The 26,294-nt window shown below is 27.2% G+C and carries 18 protein-coding genes, 1 other RNA gene and 1 pseudogene; 17 read left to right on the forward strand and 3 right to left on the reverse strand.

The features are described from left to right. The first annotated feature begins 11 nt into the window (after positions 1-11). From NPA13_RS02000 to NPA13_RS02060, 12 genes are all read left to right on the forward strand, one after another. Positions 12-1,166 (forward strand): restriction endonuclease subunit S, encoded by a 1,155-nt coding sequence (locus NPA13_RS02000; protein WP_257089777.1) that lies wholly within the window; start codon positions 12-14, stop codon positions 1,164-1,166. Positions 1,167-1,241: 75 nt separating this feature from the next. Further along, positions 1,242-4,484: a type I restriction endonuclease subunit R gene (locus tag NPA13_RS02005; RefSeq protein WP_257088751.1), complete on the forward strand. Its 3,243-nt coding sequence runs from the start codon at positions 1,242-1,244 to the stop codon at positions 4,482-4,484. A 115-nt stretch (positions 4,485-4,599) separates the two neighbouring features. Then, on the forward strand, positions 4,600-7,176 hold the full coding sequence (locus NPA13_RS02010) for a DUF2779 domain-containing protein (protein WP_257088753.1): 2,577 nt from the start codon (positions 4,600-4,602) through the stop codon (positions 7,174-7,176). 423 nt (positions 7,177-7,599) lie between these two features. Then, positions 7,600-10,515, forward strand: a complete 2,916-nt coding sequence (gene dnaE, locus NPA13_RS02015; protein ID WP_257088755.1) for a DNA polymerase III subunit alpha — start codon at positions 7,600-7,602, stop codon at positions 10,513-10,515. Next, positions 10,508-11,419, forward strand: a complete 912-nt coding sequence (locus tag NPA13_RS02020; RefSeq protein WP_257088756.1) for a 5'-3' exonuclease — start codon at positions 10,508-10,510, stop codon at positions 11,417-11,419. The genes dnaE and NPA13_RS02020 overlap by 8 nt, the downstream gene beginning before the upstream one ends. After that, complete coding sequence (locus NPA13_RS02025; RefSeq protein ID WP_257088758.1) at positions 11,400-11,963, forward strand: dephospho-CoA kinase; 564 nt, start codon at positions 11,400-11,402, stop codon at positions 11,961-11,963. Before NPA13_RS02020 ends, NPA13_RS02025 begins: the two co-directional genes overlap by 20 nt. A gap of 59 nt (positions 11,964-12,022) precedes the next feature. Beyond that, entirely contained in the window at positions 12,023-12,985 is a 963-nt protein-coding gene (locus NPA13_RS02030) for a hypothetical protein (protein WP_257088760.1), read from the forward strand. A gap of 15 nt (positions 12,986-13,000) precedes the next feature. Continuing rightward, on the forward strand, positions 13,001-13,909 hold the full coding sequence (locus NPA13_RS02035) for a hypothetical protein (RefSeq protein ID WP_257088762.1): 909 nt from the start codon (positions 13,001-13,003) through the stop codon (positions 13,907-13,909). 7 nt (positions 13,910-13,916) lie between these two features. After that, the gene (gene fmt, locus NPA13_RS02040) at positions 13,917-14,765 is read left to right on the forward strand and encodes a methionyl-tRNA formyltransferase (protein WP_257088764.1); all 849 of its coding nucleotides are present in this window, start codon (positions 13,917-13,919) and stop codon (positions 14,763-14,765) included. Positions 14,766-14,838: 73 nt separating this feature from the next. Continuing rightward, a complete protein-coding gene (cdd, locus tag NPA13_RS03090; RefSeq protein ID WP_373457110.1) occupies positions 14,839-15,711 on the forward strand; it encodes a cytidine deaminase in 873 nt (290 codons plus the stop codon). Positions 15,712-15,713: 2 nt separating this feature from the next. Continuing rightward, positions 15,714-16,595: a GTPase Era gene (era, locus tag NPA13_RS02055; RefSeq protein ID WP_257088766.1), complete on the forward strand. Its 882-nt coding sequence runs from the start codon at positions 15,714-15,716 to the stop codon at positions 16,593-16,595. A 165-nt stretch (positions 16,596-16,760) separates the two neighbouring features. Then, positions 16,761-17,351 carry an FMN-dependent NADH-azoreductase gene (locus tag NPA13_RS02060; protein WP_257088768.1) on the forward strand — a complete coding sequence of 197 codons (591 nt, stop codon included), beginning with the start codon at positions 16,761-16,763 and terminating at the stop codon, positions 17,349-17,351. A gap of 61 nt (positions 17,352-17,412) precedes the next feature. Here the strand turns inward: NPA13_RS02060 and rnpB are convergent. Next, an RNA gene (gene rnpB / locus NPA13_RS02065) (RNase P RNA component class B) lies at positions 17,413-17,690 on the reverse strand. Between the two features lie 153 nt (positions 17,691-17,843). Here rnpB and NPA13_RS02070 point away from each other — a divergent pair. Both NPA13_RS02070 and NPA13_RS02075 read left to right on the forward strand, forming a co-directional pair. Beyond that, entirely contained in the window at positions 17,844-18,491 is a 648-nt protein-coding gene (locus NPA13_RS02070; protein ID WP_257088770.1) for a chromate transporter, read from the forward strand. Continuing rightward, the gene (locus tag NPA13_RS02075) at positions 18,491-19,144 is read left to right on the forward strand and encodes a chromate transporter (protein ID WP_257088772.1); all 654 of its coding nucleotides are present in this window, start codon (positions 18,491-18,493) and stop codon (positions 19,142-19,144) included. The genes NPA13_RS02070 and NPA13_RS02075 overlap by 1 nt, the downstream gene beginning before the upstream one ends. 55 nt (positions 19,145-19,199) lie before the next feature. Here the strand turns inward: NPA13_RS02075 and NPA13_RS02080 are convergent, their stop codons facing one another. Continuing rightward, the gene (locus NPA13_RS02080; protein ID WP_257088773.1) at positions 19,200-20,105 is read right to left on the reverse strand and encodes an SPFH domain-containing protein; all 906 of its coding nucleotides are present in this window, start codon (positions 20,103-20,105) and stop codon (positions 19,200-19,202) included. A 309-nt stretch (positions 20,106-20,414) separates the two neighbouring features. Between NPA13_RS02080 and NPA13_RS02085 the strand changes: the two are divergent. Then, positions 20,415-22,062 (forward strand): annotated as a pseudogene (locus NPA13_RS02085) (IS1634 family transposase). Positions 22,063-22,212: 150 nt separating this feature from the next. Here the strand turns inward: NPA13_RS02085 and NPA13_RS02090 are convergent. Next, a complete protein-coding gene (locus tag NPA13_RS02090; RefSeq protein WP_257088775.1) occupies positions 22,213-24,084 on the reverse strand; it encodes a ribonuclease J in 1,872 nt (623 codons plus the stop codon). Between the two features lie 218 nt (positions 24,085-24,302). Between NPA13_RS02090 and NPA13_RS02095 the strand changes: the two genes are divergently transcribed. Then, the gene (locus tag NPA13_RS02095; RefSeq protein ID WP_257088777.1) at positions 24,303-25,580 is read left to right on the forward strand and encodes a hypothetical protein; all 1,278 of its coding nucleotides are present in this window, start codon (positions 24,303-24,305) and stop codon (positions 25,578-25,580) included. A gap of 1 nt (position 25,581) precedes the next feature. Further along, a complete protein-coding gene (locus NPA13_RS02100; RefSeq protein WP_257088779.1) occupies positions 25,582-26,292 on the forward strand; it encodes a pseudouridine synthase in 711 nt (236 codons plus the stop codon). Positions 26,293-26,294: the final 2 nt, after the last annotated feature.

Below are 26,294 nucleotides of genomic sequence, written 5' to 3' on the forward strand. Positions count from 1 at the left end.
ACAATTTAAACATTAATAATGCTGAAAAATTTAATTTTAGTTCATATCCTAACAATGATTTATCTAAATACAAAGTTAATAAAAATTGCATATTAATAGCTATGTCAGGAAATACAATTGGTAAAACTTATTATTCAAGTGAAGAATTAAACTGTTATATAAATCAAAGGGTTGGAAAAATCGAAACCCAATTAGATATTATTAACCTAAAATTCATTTACTTTTATCTAAATAATATAATCCCTAATTGAATTAAACAGTTTTACTTAAAATCTTCACAACCAAATATAAATACTTCAGATATCTTTGATATTGAAGTAAAAGTTCCTTCTCTGGAAATACAAAATAAAATAGTTAATACGCTAGAAAATTTTGAATCAATTTGTAAAGATCTTAAAATCGGACTTCCAGCCGAAGAAATTAAAAGACAGCAGCAATACGAATTTTACAGAGATTCAATTTTTAAATATCTTGAAACTAACTCATTTGAAAAATTAATGAGAGAGAGAGAGAGAGAAGATAACTTAACCACAGGTTTAATTAAGTTAATTCAATATATATTTGGTAGCTTAGAATTAACTTTAAGTAACTTATTAGAGACTTCATTTTGATTAATGCCATCTACACCTAGATACATTAAAGATGGCATTCCTTACATTACTTCTAAAAATATAATTAATAACATTATAAATTTTGATGATGTTAAATACATTTCGGAAGAAGATTTTTATAAATTTAGAAAAAATAGAGAAATTTATCATAATGACTTCCTAATCACAATGATTGGAAGAATTGGCCAAAGTGCTATTGTCGGTGAAAATACAATGTTCTATGGTCAAAATATTTATTTATTGAGATTTATTAGTGAAATAATAAATATTAAATTTTTCCAATACTGATTCAACAGCAAGAGTGTTCAAGAGAAATTAGAGACTAATAAACAAAACTCAAGCCAAGGTTACTTAAGGGATTTTCAAATTCTTGATTTACAAATCAAATTACCATCACTAGAAACTCAAAACAAAATAGTCGAGATTCTAGATACTTTTGACACTATGTGCAACAATTTAAAAATGGGTCTTCCGGCTGAAGAAGCAAGAAGACAACAACAATATGAATATTATAGAAATTTAATATTTGATAAATTATCAGATAAAAATAATTAACACTTTAATACCTATATCCAATTTGTATAAAACTAATATAAGCAACATATAATATCAAATAAAGGTGGATTTACTATGGCAAAAGAAAATCACGCAATATTACATACTCCTGAAAACACAGTTATTGCTGAGTTTGATTTTGAAAAACAAAGACAAAGACCTACAAATTATCAGTCAGAAGCCGATTTAGAAAAAGAGTTTATTAATCTTCTAACTAATCAAGGTTATGAGTATATTCAAATCAAAAATTCAGAAGAACTTAAAAATAACTTTAGAAAGCAAATTGAAAGATTAAATCAAGTTACTTTTACAGATAATGAATGAACACATATTATTTCTGAAGTTTCAGGAGAAGGTAAGGGTATTAAAGAAAAAACTGAAATTATCCAAAAAAATAACATTATTCCTCTTAGAAGAGAATTATCTAATGGTGAATCCCAAACTAAAAACATTAGATTAATTGACTTTAAAAATCCACAAAGCAACATACTTCAAGTAATTAATCAATATGAAGCTGACCATGGTAAATACAAAAATAGATATGATGTAACTATTTTAGTAAATGGTCTTCCTTTGGTTCACGTCGAACTTAAGAGAAGAGGTGTAGACATCAGAGAAGCTTTCAATCAAATTGAAAGATACCAAAGTGAAAGCTTCTGATCTGATGAAGGTTTCTTTGAATTTATTCAAATCTTTGTCATTAGTAATGGAACTGAAACAAAATACTACTCAAATACAACTAGAGATTTAAAAACTTCATCAAACAAATCTGGTTCAGCTGTTAAGAAAAGTAAACAATCATTCCAATATACATCATATTGAGCAGATGGTAAGAATAGAAAAATAACTGATCTTATTGACTTTACTAGAACATTCTTTTCAAGACACACATTATTAAATATTCTTACTAAATATTGTGTCTTTGATTCAAATAAACAACTATTAGTAATGCGTCCATACCAAATTGCAGCTACTGAAGCAATCATTTCAAAAATTAAAATGACGTCTTCATTAGGTAACTGAGGTAAAAAAGATGCAACTGGATATGTATGACATACTACCGGTTCAGGTAAGACACTTACATCATTTAAGACCGCTGAATTAGCAAAAGAATTAGATGACATTGAAAAAGTTATCTTCGTTGTAGATAGAAGAGACTTAGACTTCCAAACAATTAATGAATATAACCGTTTTGAAAAAGGAAGTGTTAAAGGTGTACAATCGACAAACATTTTAAGTCAAGTGCTTAAAAATGAAACTGTTGAAGATGAAAGATCTAAAATTTTAGTCACAACAATTCAAAAACTTTCAAAATTTATTGAAAAAACACCTAAATCAACTATATATGATAAAAAAGTTGTCTTCATCTTTGATGAATGTCACCGTTCACAATTCGGTAAGATGCATAAAAGAATTGTTAACAAGTTCAAAAAATACTTCTTATTTGGATTTACTGGAACACCTATATTTGTTGAAAACGCAAATACAACAAATGGTCAAATGCTAACAACTGATATATTCAAAGATCAACTTCATACTTACACAATTTTAGATGGTATTAGAGACCATAATGTTCTTAAATTTAAAGTTGATTTCTTGAATACATTTAAATCTGCTTCTGGTATTGAAGATAAGAAAATATATGGAATCGATAAGAAAAGTATCAAGGAATCAGACAAAAGAGTCGCAATGAATGTTAAGTACATTCTTGAAAACTTTGATAGAAAAACCAGAGCAAAAGATGGTTACTCATTTTCTAAATTAGTTAACTATGATGAAATGGTTAAAAGCAAGGATAACACTGCTAAAGAAATAAAAGTTGATACAAACCTTCAAGGTTTCAACTCTATTTTTACAGTTGAAAATATCTTGATGGCTAAAAAATACTACCTTGAATTCAAAAAACAATTAGCAGAGCAACATAGAAATTTAAGAATTGCAACAATATTCACATATGCACCTAATCCAGATCCTGAATCAGGAGTTTTTGAGGAAGAAGATATTGATATCCCTACAAATGTAACTTATGATTCAACTGATAAAGAATTCTTAGCACAAGCTATGGATGATTATAATCAAATGTTCAAAACCAACTTCTCATTAGATGGTGCCGAAGGATTTGCTAACTACTATAAAGATATTTCATTAAGAATGAAAAACAAAGATATTGATATCTTAATAGTTGTTGATATGTTCTTAACTGGATTTGACTCACCTACATTAAATACTTTATGAGTTGATAGAAAACTTGAATATCACCGTTTAATTCAAGCGTTTTCGAGAACAAACAGAATTTTAAATTCTGTTAAAGTATGTGGAAACATTGTTTGCTTTAGAAATTTAAGAAAAGAAGTTCAAGATGCTATTGCATTATTTGCTCTTAACGATAAAGAAGCTTCTAATACAGCTTTATTTAGAGATTATAACTTCTACTTAAAAGGTGAAACTAATGAGAAAACGGGTGTGCACGTTAAGGGTTACATTGACTATGTTAATGAAATAAAAGAAAAATTCCCACTTGAGAATTTAGATCAAAGAATCGAATACTTCCCTGAAAGTAAGAAGAAAGAATTTGCTAAGTTATTTGGAAAAATCTTAAAATGCAAGAATACTCTAATGGTGTTTGATGAATTTCAACAAGAAGCTAATAAAATTATTCCTGACAGAGACTTGCAAGATTATCAATCTCACTACTTAAATATTTGAAATGAATTTAAGGACAAGGAAAAGAATGATGGTTACAAAGAAAATATAATCAATGATATTGTCTTTGAAATCGAATTAGTTCAACAAGATGAAATTAATGTCGAATACATCATTAGATTAATCGCAACTAGATTTGCTCAAAAAACAGATACTGAAAAAGTTAAAAAAGAAGTTGGCAAACTTGCACAATCAAGTACTTCTCTTAGAAACAAAAAGGATCTTATTTTAGAATTCATTGACCAATACAATATTCAAGATATTTCAAATACTGCTACTGAAAACGAAATTGAAATTAACACTTGAGAAGAATGAGAAAAATTCGTTCATCAAAGAGCCGGGCAAGAAATTAACACAATTATTAATAGCCAAAACATTCAAGCTGAGCAAGCTAAAGAATACATTCTTAACTCACTCGAAAGTGGAAGCTTAAAATTTGATGGACAAGAATTGGATTCAGCTATCAAAGCACCATTATTTGCACGTGGAGCAAATTCATCAAATAGATATGAAACTAAGAAAAAAGTGTTCTCAATCTTCCAAAACTTCTTTAACAAATTCAAGGATATTCTTAATATCAAAAAGTTCAAGAACACTTTAAAAAATGATAAATAATTAAATATTACCAGAGATTCTTCTGGTGATATTTTTATTTATCCCTATGGTTCAAACACAGAAGTTACAATCAAATATTGACAACTTGATATAATCAAAATAAGGGGTGTAAATTATGGAGCAAAAAAATATTATTAAGATAACTGCAAACAACTTTCTAAAGGTTTTTTTCAAAAATCCTTTACTTGTTTTTCATTCAAATAACTTAGTTGATTGAATTAAACAATCAGCTTATTTTGATAAATATAATGTATCAATCGATGATTATTTAAGCAATATTAAATTTGGCAATATTGATGAATTAGATGATGATGATGAGGATGAATCTAGTGAAAATGCAATTGACGCAAACACAGTGTCTGAATTTATGTCTGAGCAAAACTTACAAATGGAACTAGATACAAATTCAGACAAACTTGTTTGAAGCAATAATTTCTTACACGAATTAGATTCAATTTTTGCAAAACAAGAAAACAGCGAACAAGTTGAATTTATTAAAGTTAACGTTTCTGAATTCTTGCAATTTAAATTAGATGCATACAACTGATATTTAAATAAACACAACTATAAACCAAATGAAGTCGGTTATATTAAGCAAATTGATAATTTAGAAGTCAAATTACAACAAACTCTTAATTACTTAAATGATGAGAAAATCAAAGTAATTATTGAACCTGTATTTGCTTATAAAATCGAGAATCAAAACGATGTATTTTATTTAACCTCATCAGCGCTTATATATGATAAGCAACTTAAAAAATATGTAGGTTTATCATATGTTGATAAAGCTAAGAAAGACTTATATCAAAAAAACTTTTATAACTACAACGTACTAAATAAAGCAAATATTCCTCTTGAATCTATTAGCGAAATTATTATTAATCCATTTGTTAATAAACTTAGATTAACACAAAAAAACGAGATTGATTTTTACGAAGTCTTTTCAGCAATGACAAAGATAAAATCGCCTTCAAAACCAAGTAATAAATCTGATAAATTAGATTGAACGAGCGAAGATGATTTTTATAATTTATTCACTCCAATCGAACACGGATTGTTAAAATCAGGAGCACTTGCATTGTATGATTCGTGAAATGAACAAGACTACTTAAATGATTTTACAAAAAATTCAAATTCCTTTATTTTGAGTGCTAAAAGAGGATATTATTGCGATAGAAGTTTAGGTCTTAATTTTGAAGAATTTGTAGCAATGCCTAATGCAATTAAGACATTTAGTGAATTTATAGACCAAATAAAAGAAACTCATGATATCTATAAATCAGTTAATTCATTAATTGAGAAAGCAAATGGTGTTTTTCTTACAAAAGACAAGAGAGGTAGTTCACCTGAGTCATATGTTTTCTATGAGCCATTTGATAGTTACATTGACAAAATCATCAATTCTTATTATTTAGCACCTGAATTATCTAATATTGATTACAACTTATTTAGATATTGTTTTAGCAAAGATGCTGAAGATAATTTTGAATTAATGAATAGTTTAAATGATTATATAAATGCATACAAAAACTCACAGATTTCAAACAGTTCTCTTATTAATATACCTACAGATGTATTCAAATCACCTGATAAATTAGTTATTAGAGCATATCTTTATGGAAAAGATTTTATACCTTATTCATTTGGTAGAATAGTCAAAGAATCTGAAGATAAAGTGCTTGAGCTAATTAACAAATATGAAAAAATAAATGCAATAAATGTTAAAGCAGCTCTTGATAAAATCTTTAAAATTCACTTAAAAGATTCAGTAATTGTTTGATATGACTATGAAGGTTTTTCATCAATCTATCCAGTTATTCCTGGTACATCATCATATCAGCAAATCGTTAACCAGGTATCAGTTATCAAAACTCAAAATGGTAAAGAAATTTACAAAGAGAACTTTGTAATAGACACAAAAAACTTTGATTTATCGAAAACAATATATATGTTTAAGATAATTCATGATAAAGATGCAAAAGGTTACGTTGTATATAACAAGACATATGAAAATACAAGAAACAAAGAGCTTCTTAATTTAATTGAAATTGAATACAAAAATAATAATGAAAAAATTCAAGAGCAAATTCACTTGCATTTTGAAACATTAGGAAACTTCAGACAGGCAATTAATGAAATCAACAATTTAGCAATTGACTTAAACGATATTTTCAAATCTACATCAACAGAACTTAAATCTAGGTTAATTTCAGACAAATATTTCATTGTATTTAAAGAAAATACAAACAATGAAACATTAGAATTAGTTAAATTAATTAATAGTGATATTGAAACATTTGCATTAGATAGAATTTGTTATATTAATGAACTACTAAGATTTAGTAGCATTAAGAAAGTTGAAAAATACATTACACATAACAATTTAAAACTCAAAACATTGATTACACCTTATTCAGAATTAGTTATCCAAAAAGGTACCATGGCAATGGAAAAAGCGCAAATTAGACACGCAAAACTAATTGGGGATTCACATTGAGAAAACGACATTGTTCCTGAACTTAAAAAGTACTGTGAAAATGATGTTAGAGCTATGATAATGGTTTATGAGCTTATTATGTATATTCTTAGACTTAAGTTCCCAGAACTTGATGAATATGAGTACAAAATTGATTCAGAAAAGTATGAATACAAGATAGAAAATGAGCAAATAACACTAGCTCCAAGAGATTAAAGTAAAAATACAAGCAATTATTACTGTTTTTGTTGTAATAGTTGCTTGTATTTTTTAATTAGATTTCAGAATGGCGATTAATTCATTTAGAAATTCAATTGTTCTATCGATTTGGTAATTAGTTTTAGATTTAACATCATTACTAAAATAATTGTTTTGATTTTCTTTTAATTTTAATTTAAATGTCTATATATTTTGATTGTGCTCCTTATTGGTTACAATATCTTATTTATTTGTAATTTTTTATAAAAAACTCTATTTTTTATATTTTTCTACACATTTTGCTTTTAAAATTCAAAAATTGATTTTATGAACTCAAAAAAATAAGTGATTAACGAAATTTTTATGAATTTAGTAGATATATTCAATTAAAAAAATCAGCTATTTTCTGTTAGTTTGATAAAAGAAAAATATAATTTAAATATGAAAAAAATATATCTTCACACAAATACTGAATATTCATTTTTAAACTCTGCTATCAGAGTTGAAAAACTCATTAAATTAGCAGTTGAAAATAATTTAGAATTCTTACCTTTAACAGATAAAGAAAACTTATATGCATTGCAATATTATTGAGATATGCAAGATAAGTTTAATATCAAACCACTTATTGGTATTGAACTTTATTTATCAGAAGGATTTACTGTTATTGTATTAGCTAAAAACAATAATGGATACGCTTTTATTAATCAACTTATTTATGCTAAATCTGAAGGTAAAGTAGTTTCATACTATGAACTTGATAATTCAGATATTTTCATTATCGACCATCAATACCTAGGAAATAGGGCTAAAGGTATTGCAGTTGATAAATATTTAAGTAATTTTTATTTAAATAATAAAACTCCACTTGAATATCAAACTGTCTATGCACCAGCTAAAAAAGTTTTAAATTTTGAGGATAATGAAATCCTCAGAGTTATTCAAAAAATTGGTTCAGTTAACGAAGAAACTCAAACATATAATGAATATTTAGATGAAGAAGATTGAGAAGATCTTCACGAAGATGTATATAAAAATATGTTATACATTGCACAAAATTGCAATGTTTCTAAACCTAATAATTCAATCAAATTAGCTAAATTTTCAGACAATGCAGCAGCAGAATTTAAAAAATTATTAATTAATGATAGAACTAAAGAACTTATTTACAAATTCGGTGAAGATGTTGTTGTAAATAGAGTTAATTATGAGATTTCTGTTATTGCTAAATTAGGTTTTATTAACTACTTTTTGATTATTCAAGACGCAATTGCTTGAGCTAAGAAAAATAAAATTGAAGTAGGACCTGGTAGAGGTAGTGCTTCTGGATCAATTATTTCTTATATATTAGGAATTACGGATATTAATCCACTCGAATTTGGATTGTTATTTGAACGTTTCTTAAATATTGACAGAGTTTCTCTTCCTGATATTGATATTGATATTCAAGATAACAGAAGAAATGAAGTTTTAGAATACATTAAAAATAAATATGGAGAAGAAAATGTTGCTCTAATTACAACGTTTCAAACTTTAGCACTTAAAAACAGCATCAGAGATGTTGCTAGATACTTAGATGTACCACTTTCAGAAGTTGAAAAAATTTGTAATGCAATTAAGTCAACTGACTTAAGTCTTGTTGATGCTTATGAAACTAATTCAAAATATAGATCATATGTAGATAAATATCCTAACTTACACGAGTATGCTTCAAAAATTGAGGGGTTACCAAGACAAATCGGAACACACCCTGCTGGTATTATTGTTTGTGATCAACAAATTAATAAAATTATTCCCACAATTTACAATAATGGATTAATTCAACAAGTTCAATTTACATTAAACCATTTAGAAAAATATGGCCTTATTAAAATTGACTTTTTGGCACTTAAGAACTTAACTATTCTCAAAGAAATTGAAGATTTATTAGAACCTGAACAGACTTTTGAAAAAGTCATAGGAAATAGTTATTCAGTTCAATTAGAAGATAAAACTAAAAAATTACTTAATAACACACATACAAATGGAATTTTTCAACTTGAATCAATAGGAATGCAAAGAACAATCAAGGAAGTTAAAATTGATTCATTTGATGATATCTATGCAATTGTTTCGTTGTTTAGACCCGGTCCAATGGAATTTATTGGTACATATGGTAAAAATAAACAAAACCAAAACAGAATAGAAACAATTCATCCACTATATGATCAAATTGTTAAACCTACATTTGGAATTATTGTTTACCAAGAGCAAATTATGCAAATTGCACAGCAAGTTGCAAATATGTCTTTTGCTCAGGCTGATTTACTTAGAAGAGCAATTTCTAAAAAAGATGAAAAGCTATTACATAGCTATAAAGCTGAATTTTTCAAAGGTGGATTGCAAAACAATATTTCTATAGACTTATTAGAAAGAATTTATTCAAATATTGAAAAATTCGCTGCTTATGGATTTAATAAATCACACGCTGTTGCTTATTCATTAATTTCATATAAGTTAGCTTTCTATAAAGCAAACTACCCACTTATTTTCTATAAAGTGTTAATTTCAAATTCATCATCAGACCAGCAAAATATCAAAAAATATACCGTTGAAGCTAATGATCAAGACATAAAAGTTCAATCACCCGAAATTAACAATTCATCAAATATGGTTGAAATTGTTGATAATGAACTTTATTTACCATTCAATATGATTAAAGGAATTGGTGAAAGTGCTGTTGAAAAAATACTTGAAGAAAGAAATCAAAATGGTAAATATGAAAACTTTATAGTTGCATATCTTAGATTAAGAAATTTAGGAAATGTAACTGAGTCAAATATTGAAACACTTATTAAAGTTAATGCATTTAGAGAATTTTATGGAATGCAAACTTTATTAAATGGACTAATCATTTGCAAGCAGCTTAATGATTTATTTGTCGCTTCATATAAGAAAATTGAAGGCGACAAAAAACAACAACTCCAAGAGTTTATTAAAATGCAAAATATTGAGCAAATTGAATTTGAACTCATACCAAGTGACTTAAATGAACAAATTCAATACGAATCTCAATTATTAGGAAGCATTTATAACTTAAATTCAAATATTTCAAACAAACACAATACATTAACATTAGATCAGCTTACAGATCAATATGAGTGAATTGAAGTTATGTTAACTAAAGTGACTAAGGATGCTAAAGGTAGACCTAGATTATCGGTAACAGATTCAACAAAATCTGTAACAGTTTTTGGTTTTAATAATAGAGCTATTGAAATTCTTAATGATACAAGACCTAGAAGGATGTTGATTTTAATCAAAATTAGTAAGGGATTTTATAACTTTAGTGATTGAAAAGAGGTAGATAATGGATAAGAAAAACTTACATTTATTAGTTGATGGAAACTACTTAAGTTTTCAATCATTTTATGCAACATATTATGGAAATCCTAATGACATTTTAAGAACTTCAACAGGTTTTCCTACTAATGCAATCAACTTATTCTTCCATCAACTTCTTAAAATATTCAACCAATTTAATCCAACACACATTTTTATAGCTTTTGATAGTCAGGGAAAAACTTTCAGACACGAAGCTTTTGATGAATACAAAAGCGGTAGAGCTTCAGCTCCATCTGAATTATTTGTTCAAATGGACAAAATTAAAGAAATGTTAACTCTTTTAGAAATTCCTTGAAAAGAGCAAACTGGTTATGAAGCTGACGATTTAATCGGCACTTATGTTAAAAATGTCGCTCAAGGAGAAGAGAAAATTATCTTTTCAAAAGATAGAGACTTACATCAATTAATTGATGAACACACATCAGTTATTATTAAGAGACCTAAAAAAAATAAATTCGATTTATTAACATTAGATATTTATCCTGAAGAATATGGAATTTATCCAAATCAAGTTTCTGATTATAAAGGTTTAGCAGGAGATAGCAGCGATAACTTGCCAGGTATTAAAGGTATTGGAGAAAAAACTGCTATCAGTATTCTTGATAAATACAAAAGTTTCATTAATTTATATGAACAAAAAGATACTTGAGCTGATAATTTTACAAAATCAATTATTACAAAATTAGAATCTGGATATGACCAAGGGCTATTCTGTTATAAAATGGCTCAGTTATATACAAATGTTCCAGATTTTAATAAATCAAAAGATAACTACTTATTAAAACTTAATCTACAAAATGCAATGTCTATTCTTGATGAACTTGAATTAGTTAGATTAAAAGAAAGTATGCTAAATTATGATAGCAATAGTAGGTAAAATTTGCTCTGGTAAAACTTACTTTTTAAATACTGCAAGAGAATTAGGTTACAAAACATTAAATCTTGATGAATTTGTAAACGATTTATATGAAAAAAATACTGATTTTATCAACAAAATTAACAATAAAATCGGTAGTTTTTTAATCAAAAATAATCAAGTTTGAAAACCTTTTATTAAGCAATGGGTAAGTTTAAATCCAAATAACTTAAAAATACTTGAAAAGTATGTTTTTGAAGTAATTTTTGAGCACCTTAAATCAAATCAGTACGATTTTGTAGAAATACCAATTTTATATACAAAAATAGTCGATTTTTCAATCTTTTTCTCTACGGTCTATCATATGCAAATAGATGAAGAAAATAGGTCAAAATTCTTAAAAATTAGGGGTGTGGATAACTTCACAAAAGAAATTTTAGACAACCAAAACAACTACAATTGAGACACAAAAGATTTTTTTAGGTCAAAAAAGGTTGTGCATATCCCTATTAATATTAGAGATAGTAAAGAAAAAATAAAAGAATTTTTGGAGCTAAAAAAATAAGTAAGTAAAATTAGAGTACCCAAAATTTCAAACACAAGAAAAAACAGGAGGAAGCACCGATGATTTATCAATATTTCGCAGTTGAAAAAGTTAACGAAATAACAATGGAGGACCTTAGTAATTTACGTGAATTTTACGGTCCATTTTTAGGTGCTGACCCTGTTTTTCTTTACCAATATTTATTAGATATTGTTAAAGATAGCAAATACAAAAGAAGTAGCTATGATTTTTTAACTCTAACTACATTCTTAAATATGCACGAAAACAGATTAAATCAAGCTAGATTACAACTTGAAGCCGTTGGTTTAATTGATACTTTAAGAGATGATGAACAAAAAATCACTATCTTTAGTATTCAAAAACCACTTAATGCAGCTGGTATTAAAAATAACCATTTAATTTCAGAAATGTTGAAATCTAAAATTGGTGATACATACTTCAAAATTAAAGTTAATAATAGATTGAAAAAATCAAACATCATCGAAACACCACACATCCAAGATGTTTCAGCAAGTTTCTTTGATGTATTTAATAATGAGAATGAGCAAGCTCAATATCCAAAGAATGAATTTGTTGACAATTTAATTAATTTAGGTAAATTAAGACAACAAAATGCTGATTTTGCACCAGTTGATTTTTCTATGTTAGAACCTATTAGCTTATTAAATGAATATAAGTATTCAAATAAATATGAAGCTTTAATTAAATTAAGCACAAGAGATTTCTATAAATCAATTTCATATGGTTTCAGAAATGAAAAAATTGAAAACAAATTAGATGAATGAATTAGTAAATTTACTGACTCAAAAATCATTAACTATGTTTTATATATTTCTAAAGAAAAATCTTCAACTCCTAACGAGTGATTTAAACATGCGAACTCAATGATGGTTGAAATTAAAAATGCAGGTCTTATGAGATTTGACACAATCGAAACTTATTTTGATGGAAAATTTAAAGATCAAAAAGAACAAAAAATTTTCCATGAAAAAGAAGCTTTCAAGAATGCTCTTAAACATTAATTGGAGACTTAATTAATGACAAAGAATAATCAAAATCTAGATTGAAGAATTTTTCTAGATAAAAACTTGAAAATAGATCCTGCACAGATTATTGCTGATATTAAGAAAAAAGAAATATTAGCACAACTAATTGATGAATTAAATATCTCAGATAAGGAAATTTGAGATTATTTTGTTCATTTAATTGATTACTATAAACAAAGAACTGTCGATAAAAATCTACCTATTAGAAATTATTTTTTAAGAGATGAAAATGGTAAATTGCAGTTAGTTAGAAAAATAGCAAATAATGATGAAGGTAGAAAATTAAGATTAGAAAATCACTTAATTTTCACAGACATCAGTGAACCAATTAATGATGAAGTTATTGAAAATGTAGTTATAAATGATGAAGACTATATTGACTTACACAAATATGTAGAAGAGTTAAAGGTAAAATTAAAAGAACACAATGAACTATCAATGAAGGGTCTTTTAATTTCTGGAGTAAGAAAATCTCAAAGAAGTAATTTACTTTCAAGAATCGCAAACTCTTTTGCATTAGATAACAAAACTGTTGCTTACATCAATATAAATGATTTGGACCAAGAAATCAAAAAAACATTTGATAAGAAAAACTCAAATGACATTGATTTTATTAAAAAACAACTTAGTGAAGTTGATTTGTTAGTTTTAGATGAAATTGGACTTAAAAACTTAAGTATTTGATTCTGAGATTCAGTAATTATGGAAATTTTAGAACAAAGATCAATCAATAATAAAATTACTTTCTTTGGAACATACTTTACATCTGAAAAAATGTTTACACACTTAAAAGAAATTAATGAAAATAGTAAATCAACGACTAAATTAACTGAACAAATGCTTACTAAAATTGTTGAAGTTATGAGAGAGCTAATTTACAAGGAAATCTCAATCGGATAGGAGAAAAATGAATAAAACAAAAATTTTATTAGCAGGAACACCCGAGTTCTCGGTTCCTATTTTTGAAGAAGTTATCAAAAACTTTGACGTTGTAGGAATTGTTTCGCAACCTGATAAACCAGCAAATAGAGGTTATGCACTTTTACCTACCCCTACAAAATTATTAGCTCAAAAATATAACATTAGACTTTTTCAACCTGAAAAAATCGGACAAATTTATGACGAACTTAAAGAATTAGATTTTGATATTTTACTAACTTGTGCTTTTGGTCAATATGTTCCTGAAAAAGTTTTAGCTCTTCCAAAATTAGCTTCAATTAATATTCACGGTTCGCTGTTACCTAAATATAGAGGTGCTGCGCCTATTCAATATTCACTTCTTTATGGAGATAAAGAAACCGGACTTTCATTAATGTATATGACAAAACAAATGGATGCAGGTAACATTATTAAAATGGTTTCAATTCCAATAGAAGACACAGACACATCTGATACATTGTTTGTAAAATTATCAAAATTAGCTACTGAAAATATAACAAAATGACTTGTAGACTATGTTAAAGGTGATTTTGAGGAAATTGTTCAAGATGAAGATAAAGTCATTTTAAGTCCAAAATTATTAAAAGAAGATGCACTCTTAACAAGTGATTTAACAGTTGAACAAGCATTTAATAAAATCAGAGCATTCTCATCGAACCCAGGTGCTTATGTTATTTTAGATAACAAAAGAGTCAAAATTTATTATGCTACAAAACACAAAGTTCCAAATGGATTACCACTTCAATTCACTGATGGAAAATTATGAGCAGTTGATTATCAATTTGAAACTAAAAAACGTGTTAGATTAAATTACTAAACTTGATTAATTTCAAGTTTTTTTATTTGCCTCATCTAAATATGTTTACATATTTAAAGTATAATTATAAAGTATGAAAAAGATAAAAGTATCATTAACTATTAATTCGAAAATCAAAGATGCAATTATTTTCGAAAAAGAAATGAAGCAGATTATCAAAAATTTTGCAGAATACTTCGGTATCAAAAAACAAATCATTGTTGATGTTTCATTAGTTTCTCCTCAAAAAATTAAGAGATTAAACAAAGAATACAGAAACAAAGATTACGTAACTGACATCCTTTCATTTGGATTTGATGATAGTTCTATGTATGATGAACTTCCGTTTATTCATCTTGGAGAGTTAGTTATCTGTTGAAACAAAGTTGTAAGACAAGCAAAATATTTTGGACACTCAATTAAAAGAGAATTCTGTTACTTATTCACTCACGGATTAGTCCACTTAGCTGGATATGATCATGAAATTGAAGACGAAAGAATACAAATGAATAAAATTGTTGATGATATTTTTAATCCTTTAAAAATAACAAGGAAAGAAGGTACAAATATGACATTTGAAAAATTAAAAGATTTACTTAAATATACTTATACACCATATTCAAAATTCCCAGTAGCTGCAATTTTGATTGGAGAAGATGGAAAAGAATATTATGGAGTTAACGTTGAAAACGCTGCTTATCCATCAGGTTTATGTGCTGAAAGAAGTGCTATGTTTGGTTCAGTAGCATACGGTGGAAAAGTTGGGGCATTTAAAGAAATTCACATTATTAGTGGAAAAAATGAAATCATTAGCCCTTGTGCTGGATGTAGACAAGTTATGACTGAATTTATGCCTCTTGATGCGAAAGTTTACCAATACAGTAATGATGGAAAACAATTAAGAGTTAACACAGTTGAAGAATTAGTTCCATACAGCATCAGAGCTGAAGAAATTACAATTAAATAATTATGAGAATATGTTTTGCAAGTATTTTAGGAAGACCAAACGTAGGTAAAAGTAGTCTTCTTAATGCTATTATCGGCTACAATGTTGCAATTGTTACTAATGTAGCTCAAACAACCAGAGACCAAATTACAGGTATCTATACAGAAGATGATTTACAAATCATTTTCATTGATACACCTGGTATCCATAAACCACAAAATAAACTTGGTGAAGCTTTAAACAAAAATGCTTATGATGCAACTAAAGACATAGATATTCTTTTATTCTTATCTCCTGCTGATGAAGCAATTGGTAAAGGTGATGAAATGATTTTAGAAAAAATCAAGCACGTAAAAAACAAGATTGCTGTTATTTCTAAGATTGACAAAATTAAAAAAGATCCTCAAAAGTTACTTGATAAAATCAAAGAGCTTAAAGAACACGGTTTTGAAACAATTATGTCTACTGATGTAAACGATCCTAAATCAATTAGCGCTTTAATTAGTGAAATTGAAAAATACGCTTACGATGGTGAAGCTCAATACGATCCTGAATACATCACAGACAAATCTATGCGTTTTATAGCGAAAGAAATCATTCGTGAATCTGCAATTAATGAGCTTTATGAAGAGCTACCTCACTCAATTGCTGTTGAAGTTCTAGAATTTGAAGAATCTGAAGACAGATTAGATATTGATGCAATTATCTATGTTAAAAAAGCTTCTCAAAAAGGTATGGTTATAGGTAAAAACGGTGAAAAAATCAAAAAAATAGGTACAGTTGCTAGAAAGAAAATTGCACATCAATTCGATATTCCTACATCATTAACTTTAAAAGTTAAGATAGCTAAAAAATGAATCGATGATGCAGATGCACTTGAAAAATTTGGTTACTCTACTAAATAATTTTTACAGTTGGTATTTGTTAATTAATACCAACTTTTTATATTATTTTTGTGTTTTATCATACCTATTATTAAAAGTTTGCTAAAATATAACTAATATAAAAAGTTATTTTTTAAGCTAAAAAATAACTAAATATTAACTTTTTATAAAATTTAAGGGGGAAATATGAAAAAAGTATTAATTTTAGATGGAAATCTTTTACAAAATGAAAAATCATACTCAACTAACATTTTAAATTACATTGAAGAGACGATTAAATCAAAAGAAAATGTATTAATCGAAAGAGTGGACTTATCAACTACAAAGCTAAATGAACATTTTTTAACTAAGCAAACATTTACAACTTATTACACAGATGTTGAATCAGATAGATGAATTCAAAAACTTAAAGAAACTGATTTATTAATCATTTCAAACCCGATGATTAACTTTGGACCTAGTGTCATAGTTAAAAATTTTATCGATGCTATTTCAGTTGCTAATAAAACATTTAGTTACAAATACTCAAAGAAAGGTGATGCAATTCCTTTATTAACTAACTTAAATACAGTTATAGTTTCAACTCAAGGTGCACCACAGGGTTGATACACTTGAGGCAATCACTCTGATTGATTAAAAGGAACATTTAAATTCTTAACAGGTAATGATTCAAAAGAAATTAAATACTTTGGAACAAAAGTTTCTCCAATTAATCAAACTGAACCAAATAACGTTGATGAACACATCAAAGAACAAGTAAATCAAATATTTAACTAATCCATCATTTGGTGGATTTTTTATATTAAATAAAAAAACATTCAGTTGCCTGAATGCTTGCATCTATAAGCCGTGTTCTGTCTAGGTCGACAATTTATCTAATGACTTAATGTCACTCCATTATTTTATTCAGTTCTAAAATAATGATTCCTCTACCAAAATTTGAGTTTCTAACTCGTGGAGTTTACCCGTTTCATATTTCTCGTCTCTGTGGCACTAGTCGTTTATACACATAATGCATAACCTAAGCTTATTTGGCTTAGCACGATCACTACCATCATCGCAGATGGTGTTAGCACGGACTTTCCTCTACATAAAATGCAGCTGTCGACTGATGCAAATATATAATAGCATTTTATTTATTTTATAGTCATAAAAATCTTAAAAATTCTTAAATTCATCTAAATTAATGAGAAAAATCATTAAACTTTTTATTATTGTTTAGTTATTTTGAAAAAACTATAAAATATTGCTAAATAAATAGGAGACATAATGAATAAAAATAAGAAAAAAGTTAGTTTTTGAGAATTGTTTTGATTTATTATCAAAGTTACTTTTATTGGATTCGGTGGAGGTAATGCCCTTTTACCAGTTATCAAAAAAGAAGCAGTTGATAATAAAAAATGAATAACTAACGAAGAAATGGATGATATTGTAATTGTTACAAATATGCTTCCAGGTGCTTCGGTTATCCAAACGCTTTCATATATATCTATAAGTCTTTTAGGTAAATTTAAGGGAACCTTAGTTACTTTATTAGGAATATTACCTCACGTAATATTTGCATTTATTTTCTTAGTTATCTTGACTAAATACATACCTAGCGAGTACTTAAAAATAATTTCAGTCGGTGTGCTTGTTTCAATTATTGCTTTTCTGATTGCATTTGCACAAAGATATATAAAGCAATCTAAACAATCACTCAAATTACCAGTTTGATTAATTATTATGCTCTTTTCAATTTGTGTTTCCTTGTTTGTTCCATCGCCTTACAATTTACCAATTTTCTCAATCGTAATTATCTTATTTGTCTTTGCTGTAGTTTTTTTAGTAAATAAAAAACACTTTATCAATAAGCAATCATTAAATAAATCACTTGAGGAAAATGGGATTACCTTCATAAAAAAAGGAGGTAAATAATGCTACTTACTGCTTTATTAGTTTGCTTACCTCTTTTAATTTTAATTTCGCTTTCAATCTTTGGTGGTGGTCAAGTTTTTATGCCAATATTCCAATGATTGTGAAACTTTTTAGCACAAGTTTTTGGAGCAAATATCGATGAAAATGCAATCAATAATGTGTTTGCAATTTCAAACACTACACCTGGTGTTGTGTCAACTAAATTTGCCTTTTTTACAGGTTACTTAGTTGCATCTGGTCAATGATGAGGTTATATAGCAGTTTTCTTAACTTATGTAATTTTCTGCTTGCCAGCTATTATCGTTATGGTAATTGCAATGAAGTATATTAAAAAATTTAAAACTAATACTTTCATTGCTAATATGTTAATCATTATGAAACCAATTGTTTCAGGAATAATTATTGCTCTTGCGATTCAATTATTCATCTCAATTTATGTACCTGAAATTTTCTTTAATTCATCTTCTAAAGGTTATGCAGGATGGTCAAACAATAATTATTTTGTGGGATACAAAAATATTCTGTTAAAAATCTATGTACCAATAGGTATTTTAGGTTCATATTACTTAGCTAAAAGAAGAATTTCTCTATTCTGAATTATTCTTATAAATATAGCAATTTCACTTATCTTATTTGCTCCTTATGCTGGATAATTAAAATCAAAAAATGAACAGTGTTTTTAATAATTACACTGTTCATTTTTAATTTCTATTTGTTTGCTTTAGCTTCTTCTCTAGAAGGTAAATCTAAAACTTCTTTTGCGACTGACATTGATTTAGCAACATCTGCTAAGTTAGGTGGAATAATGATTTTTGTAGCATGACCATTTGCAAGTTTTTCTAATTGTTCAATACTTTGTAATTGTAAGTATTCAGTTGAAATGTTTGCAGTTGTAATAAGTTCAATCGCTTGTTTCTTACCTGTCGCTCTTTCAATCATACTTTCTTTTTCTGCTTTTGCACGTAAGATTGTACTTTCATATTCTCCTTGCGCTCTAAGAATTTTACTTTCTTTTTCAGCGCTAGCTTCAAGGATTTGAGCTCTTTTGATACGTTCAGCTTGCATTTGTTTTGTCATAGCTTCTTGAACTTCTTTTGGTGGAATAATGTTTTGAATTTCAATTCTTTTTACTTTAATTCCTCAAGCATCTGAAGCTTCATCTAAGATTTTAGTTAACTTAGCGTTAATAATTTCTCTGGATGTTAATGCTTCATCAAGTTCGAGTTCCCCGATTAAGTTTCTAAGTGTTGTTGATGTTAAAAACTCAATAGCTAAAAACGGATCTTCAGCTCCATAAGCAAATAATTTTGGATCAAAGATTTTTAAATATACTGTCGTGTCCACTTGAATAGTAGCGTTATCTTTTGTAATAACGTGTTGAGCAGGGTAGTCAAAAACTTTTTCCTTAAAGTTATTTTTCACTCTGATTTTGTCAATGTAAGGAGCCATAAAGTTTACACCCTTAGTCATTGTTTTCTTGTATTTACCAAGTCTTTCAACAATGCAGAAGTTAGTTTCACTAACAATTCTCACTGAAAGACAACTTGTAATCACAAGCATTACTACAGCAAGCACTGCAACAATTATAATCACAGCAATAATAATACCAGACATATAACCTCCTTAATAATTTGGTTATTTTATATTATACTCCTTTGATTTAACTACCTTATATTATTCGAAAAGTTTGCTTAAAAATATGGAAAATTTACATAAAATTTAGGATTTTATTTTCGCAAAATAAAAGCACATAGAGTGTTTATCTATGTGCTCAAGTGTTATTGGTTAAATCCTGAGTTTCCAAGTAGGAAGCTCATTTTTTATAATTTTTAAACTCTACTTATATACTATGTATATAAGTAAAAAAACAAAAAATTCTTATTTTTTACAATGATTACAATGACAATAGTGTATAATTAAGGAATGAGCAATTACATTTTATATAAAAGAAACAACCCTAAAGGTATCTATTTAGCAATTGGGATTTCAAAAGGTTATGGTAAAGGAATTGGCGATTTAGTTGGTCTAGGCTATTGAGAAGAAATCAAAGATAAATATTCTTTGCAAAACATTGATGATTTAAAAGCAATCGCAAAATTAGTTCCATTTACAAACAACAAAGTTGAAGCAAAGAGCAAATTTTTTGAATTGTTAGAGCCAACATCTGTTGAAACCAATGTTAAAAATGTTGGAATTGATTTAATTTATAAAATTATCAAAGAACTTGATTTATTCAGTTCATTGCCAAAAAGCAAGCACAAATCATTAGAAGAAGTTCTTGAATTTATCATTGGAACCAGAATTATTTTTCCAAGAAGCTACATTTGCCAATATAAAAACAAAAATGATTTTTTAAACAATGTTGAAATTAAAAAATCATCAATTTATAACTATTTTGACACTTTTTAACAAACAAAGAGACTATTTTGTTCAATCTTTACAATAAATTACAGCAATTAACTAATAGAAACAGTAAACAATTACACTTTGACAATACAACTGTTTATTTTGAAAGTTTTTCAAGAAAAGGTGTAAGACAAAAAGGTTTTTCAAAAGACGGCAAACATGATGAAGACCAAATTGTAATAGCAATGGCAACAGACAATAATGGAATACCTTTTCATTACAAAATTTTTGAAGGAAATACTGCCGATTCACAAACTTTAATTAAGTTTTTAATTGAAATGGAAAGAATTTACAAGATTAAAGACTTAACAATCATTGCTGACAGAGGAATTAGTCAAAATGCTAACTTAAGATTTTTAGAGCAGAAAGGTTATAAATACATCGTCCAAAAACGTATTGATAACCTTAGCGAAGCAGATAAAAGATTCATCATTGAAGATAAAGATTATATGTTGGAACATGAAATGTTTTCAAAAAGCAGATTTGTGGAATCTGTTTGAGCAAACAATAGAAAAAGAAAAGATTTAATCAAACTCTTAGAAAACAAATAGTTTACTTTAGCCCAGCAAAGAAAAGCTTGACAGAATAAAAGAGCTTTTCAATAGCAAAATATGAGAAAAATCAATAAATAATGTAATTTGCTTAAGCGATCTTGTTCCAGAATATAAGAAAAATATATGGATGTTGAAGGTAAAACAATTGCCAAATCAAATTACTCTAAAATTAAAAAATAGCTGATCAAGATGGTTTCTATATGATTGAAACCAACATACCTAATTTAACAGCACAAAGAGCTAATGAAATTTATAGACAACAATGAAAAATTGAAGAAAGTTTTAGAACATTGAAATCTTCCCTTGAAGTTAGGCCGATGTTTGTTCATAAAGATTCTCACATTCAAGCGCATGTTTTCTTGTGTTTCTTAGCGTTAATTGTTTTAAAATACTCAATTTACAAACTTAAAAAGTTCTATGAAGATAATGGTGAAATTCAAAAAGTAACTATGAATATGTTTATAGATGCTTTAAAACTTATAACAGTAACAACTAAAACTGTAAATGGTAAAGTTGTTGGTGAAATCATTAATAATGTAGATCCAAATCATTATGAATTAAACAAAATATATAAAGATTTTTCATTTGTTATAGAAAATCTATCATTGTAATTAAAAATACAAAAAAACGAAAGCGCCTTATTTATAGGTGTTTTCGTTTTTTAACACTTTTTAACTTGGAAACTCAGGTAAAATTTAGGATTTTATTTTCGCAAAATAAAAGCACATAGAGTGTTTATCTATGTGCTCAAGTGTTATTGGTTAAATTTCATCTTCTTCATCAATTTCTAATTCATCATTTTCAACTTCGCCAAAAATTGATTCTTTAACCTTAAGTAATTGTTTCTTCTGTGATTTACTTAAATTCTTTGTTGTAGGATCATTTAATTGTTCATCAATATCTAACTGTTTGCCGAAGTTAAGTTTAACTTTAGCTAATTTTTCATCAGTCGGTTCGTCAAGGAACATAATTGTAGGAATGATAATAGGATTTCTACGTTTTTCCTTGTAGAATAATGTACTTAATCTATCTTGAATTAATTTTTCCAAATCTTTAACAGATCATTCTGGATTATTTTTAATGTAGTATAGAACTGCACCGTGAGCAACTCTCCTTGTTTCTTCAATTAATTGTTTAGAAGTTTTCACAAAGAAGCTTCCTCTTGTTACGATTTGAGGTCTATTAACGATAGCATTTTTGTTTCTGTCAATTAAGAAAACAATATTAACAAATCCACTATCTTTAAGTTTTGCTCTTTCTTGAAGCATTTTTTCTGAAATGTTTAAAACTGTGTTTCCATCAATGTAAATAGGACCAAAGTTAATTGTTTTATTAGTTGGCTTAATAACGTTATTGTACATTTCAAACACTTGACCTTTTTTAGGTATTAAAACATTTTTAGGATTGACTCCATTTTTAATAGCTGTTTGTCCGTGGACTAAACACATTCTGTAGTCACCGTGGTATGGAAGGAAATATTTAGGTCTAGTTAATTTAAAGATTTTATCATGCTCTCATTCATAAGCGTGACCTGATGTATGTAAGTAACCATCAACACCATTTTCTTTAATAATTGCACCTAATTTGTAAAGTCTGTTTGTAAGCAACTCAACGACCATTCTGTTTCCAGGGATTGGGCTTGATGAGAAAATAACCATATCACCTTTTACAATTTTAATTGTCGCATGCTTACCATAACTCATTCTAGATAATGCAGCAAGTTCTTCACCTTGAGAACCTGTTGTTAAAACAACAAGGTCTGAATCTTTAATGTTAGGTAAGTCTTTTTTATCAACAATCACGCCATTCGGAACATTGATGTAACCTAATTTTCTACCAATTTTAATTCCTTGGATCATTGAACGACCGAATGGAATAACTTTTTTACCTAATTTAGCAGCAAGCTCAATAATAACTTTAACTCTTGTTAAGTTAGAAGCAAATGAAGTAATAATAATTTTTCTTTTTGCAGCACGCATATGACGTTCTAAGTCAGTTAAGATATCTGATTCACTAGGTGAATGCTCAGGTCTCATGGCATTAGTTGAATCTGATAAAAGAACTGTAAGTCCCTCTTTACCGATTTCATCTAATCTTGCAAAGTCTGTATAGTTTCCGATTGGTGTATAGTCAAATCTAAAGTCTCCTGTACACATAAGTGAACCATTTGGGGTAGTTAATCTAACACCAAATGCATCTGGAATTGAGTGTTGAGCGGTTCAAAAGTCAGCTCTACATCCATTCGCAAACTTATAAACGTCTGATTTATTGATTTGAATAAAATCGATTTTTCTTGTAATTTTGTGCTCTTCAAATTTAAGTTTTAAATATTGAATTGCAATTCTTGGAGCAAAAATCTTTTTGATTTTTGTTTGTTTAACTAAATAAACAACACCACCAATGTGATCTTCGTGTCCGTGTGTAATGAATAAACCTTCAATTATTTTTCCAGGTTGATTTAAGTATGAATAGTCAGGAATAATACCTTTAACACCAGTGTTGTAAGTGTCTGCAAATTTAATCCCTGAGTCAATTAAGAAAATATGGTTCATATGCTCTACAACTAATGTGGATTTACCGATTTCTTCAACACCACCTAAACCAAATATGTAAGTTGGTTGTTTCTCTCTCATATTACCTCCAAAATATGAATAAATAATGTAATTTTTAATTAAATTATTAAATAAAATAATGTTAAATACATGTAAATATGTATTTGGTTTCTATATTATAAACTATTATTAGTTTATATCATGACAATATCGAATTTTATTATAAAAATAAGTCTTTTAAGATAGCGAACTCTAAAAATAAATATAAAATTTAATTAACACTATTAATAAGGAGAAAAATGTATAAATTCGGTAACCTAAATATCCAACTTAAGGATGTGAATTCAATATTAAAACACAGCAAAATTAATGAAATTATTAAAAAAGTTAACAGTATTCATAACAACTTAGTTTTAAATTTTCAAAACACTGACGATGAAGAAACTAATGTGCTTAAGTATATTGATGATAATCTTGAATTTAACTTAGAGTTAATTAAAGCTAAAGTTGAATTTTTAAAATCTACCAAAATAGATACATTAGTTGTAATTGCTGATGGAGAATCATATTTAACTACTAAAGCGATTTATGATTTTATTTTTAATAATTATTTAAATAATAAACCTGCTTTTAATATTATCTTTACACAAAACAACATTTCTCCTGAAGTTTTAACAAATCAACTTTCTTCATTAATAGGGCAAAAATTTGCTATCTATTACATTTCAAAGAGTGCAATTTCTATTGAAAGCTCTGTTTCATTTAGAGAATATAGAAAACTACTTGAAGCTAACTTAAAAAAAATCGATAGTATTGAAATGTTAAATGCACTTATTACAGTCGCAAGCACTGAAGCAGATAATATACTTAATAAGATGGCTAAAATTCATAATTATTTATTCTTGAAATTACCTACAAACATACCTGAAAGATATGTTTCAATATTTGATTCATCATCATTATTTGTACTTGAATTCTTGAATTTTAATTCAAGAGAATTAATCGAGACATTTGTCTCAATTATTGAAAAGACCTTGAACACACCAATAAAAGAAAATATTGTGTTCCTTACAGCTATTTTTAGATACATTTTTGCAAGATACAATAACAAGACTGTTGAAGTTATTAATGATAATGATTTTATATTAGATTCCTTTGTTGAATACGTTTGTTCATTATATAACTCAAGTGAAAATAAAGAGAAAAAAGGTTATTTAACAATTAAGGATTCTGTTAATAATACAAATAGTTTGGATAGCGATTTTTCAATCACAACAAATATTGTATTTAACAATAAAAAATACAACTTAAATCAAGACAATAAAAAATTCGACCAGCTAGGTCTCCTAGGTACAAAAGGTGAAAATCAACCTAATTTTAATATTAAAAATAATGCATTTGATAATAATGATTTAATTATTGAATTTGATGAAATTTCAATCAATAATTTAGCTCATTTATTTGCTTTCTTCCAGTTTGTTGCAATCTTATCTTCATTGTTATTTGGAGTTGACCCATTATCTCAACCAGGAGTAGAAGTTTATAAACACAACATTTATAATGCTTTACTAAAATAATATGACCAGATTAGATAAATGACTTTCATTTAACTTAAACATCAGTAGAACTGATGCTAAAAAGTTAATTTCCTCTAAAAGAATTAAAGTTGATAACAAAGTGGTTAAATCAATTATTAATATAATCAATGAAGAAGTTTGTTTGGATGATAAATTAATTGTTCCTAAACAAGAATTTATTTATGTTTTACTAAACAAACCTGCTCACTACGTTTGTGCAAATTACGATAACTTAAATAAAACTGTTTTTGAATTATTAGACAAAAGCATTAACTCATATAAAGATATTCACACAGTTGGAAGATTAGACAAAGACACTACAGGGTTACTATTAATAACAAATGATGGACAATTAACTCACGATTTGCTTTCACCTAAAAAACATGTTGAGAAAACTTACTATGTTGAAGTTGATAACAAAATTGACCAAAACTTAATAACTGAATTTGAAAAAGGTTTTGACATAGGAGACAATGAAATTGTCTTACCTTCAAAACTTCAAATTCTTTCAGATAATTCTGCAAATCTTACAATAAATGAAGGTAAGTACCATCAAGTTAAAAGAATGTTTAAACATTTTGATTTAACAGTGACTAAATTACAAAGAATTTCATTTGCTTTCTTAGACATTAAAAACGAAACACTACAAGAAGGTCAGTTTAGATATTTAACTGAAGATGAAATTTTAAAATTAAAAAATAGAGAATATTAAAA

The organism is Mycoplasma sp. 2045, from assembly GCF_024582715.1.
In the GTDB taxonomy this organism is placed as follows: domain Bacteria; phylum Bacillota_I; class Bacilli_A; order Mycoplasmatales; family Metamycoplasmataceae; genus Mycoplasmopsis.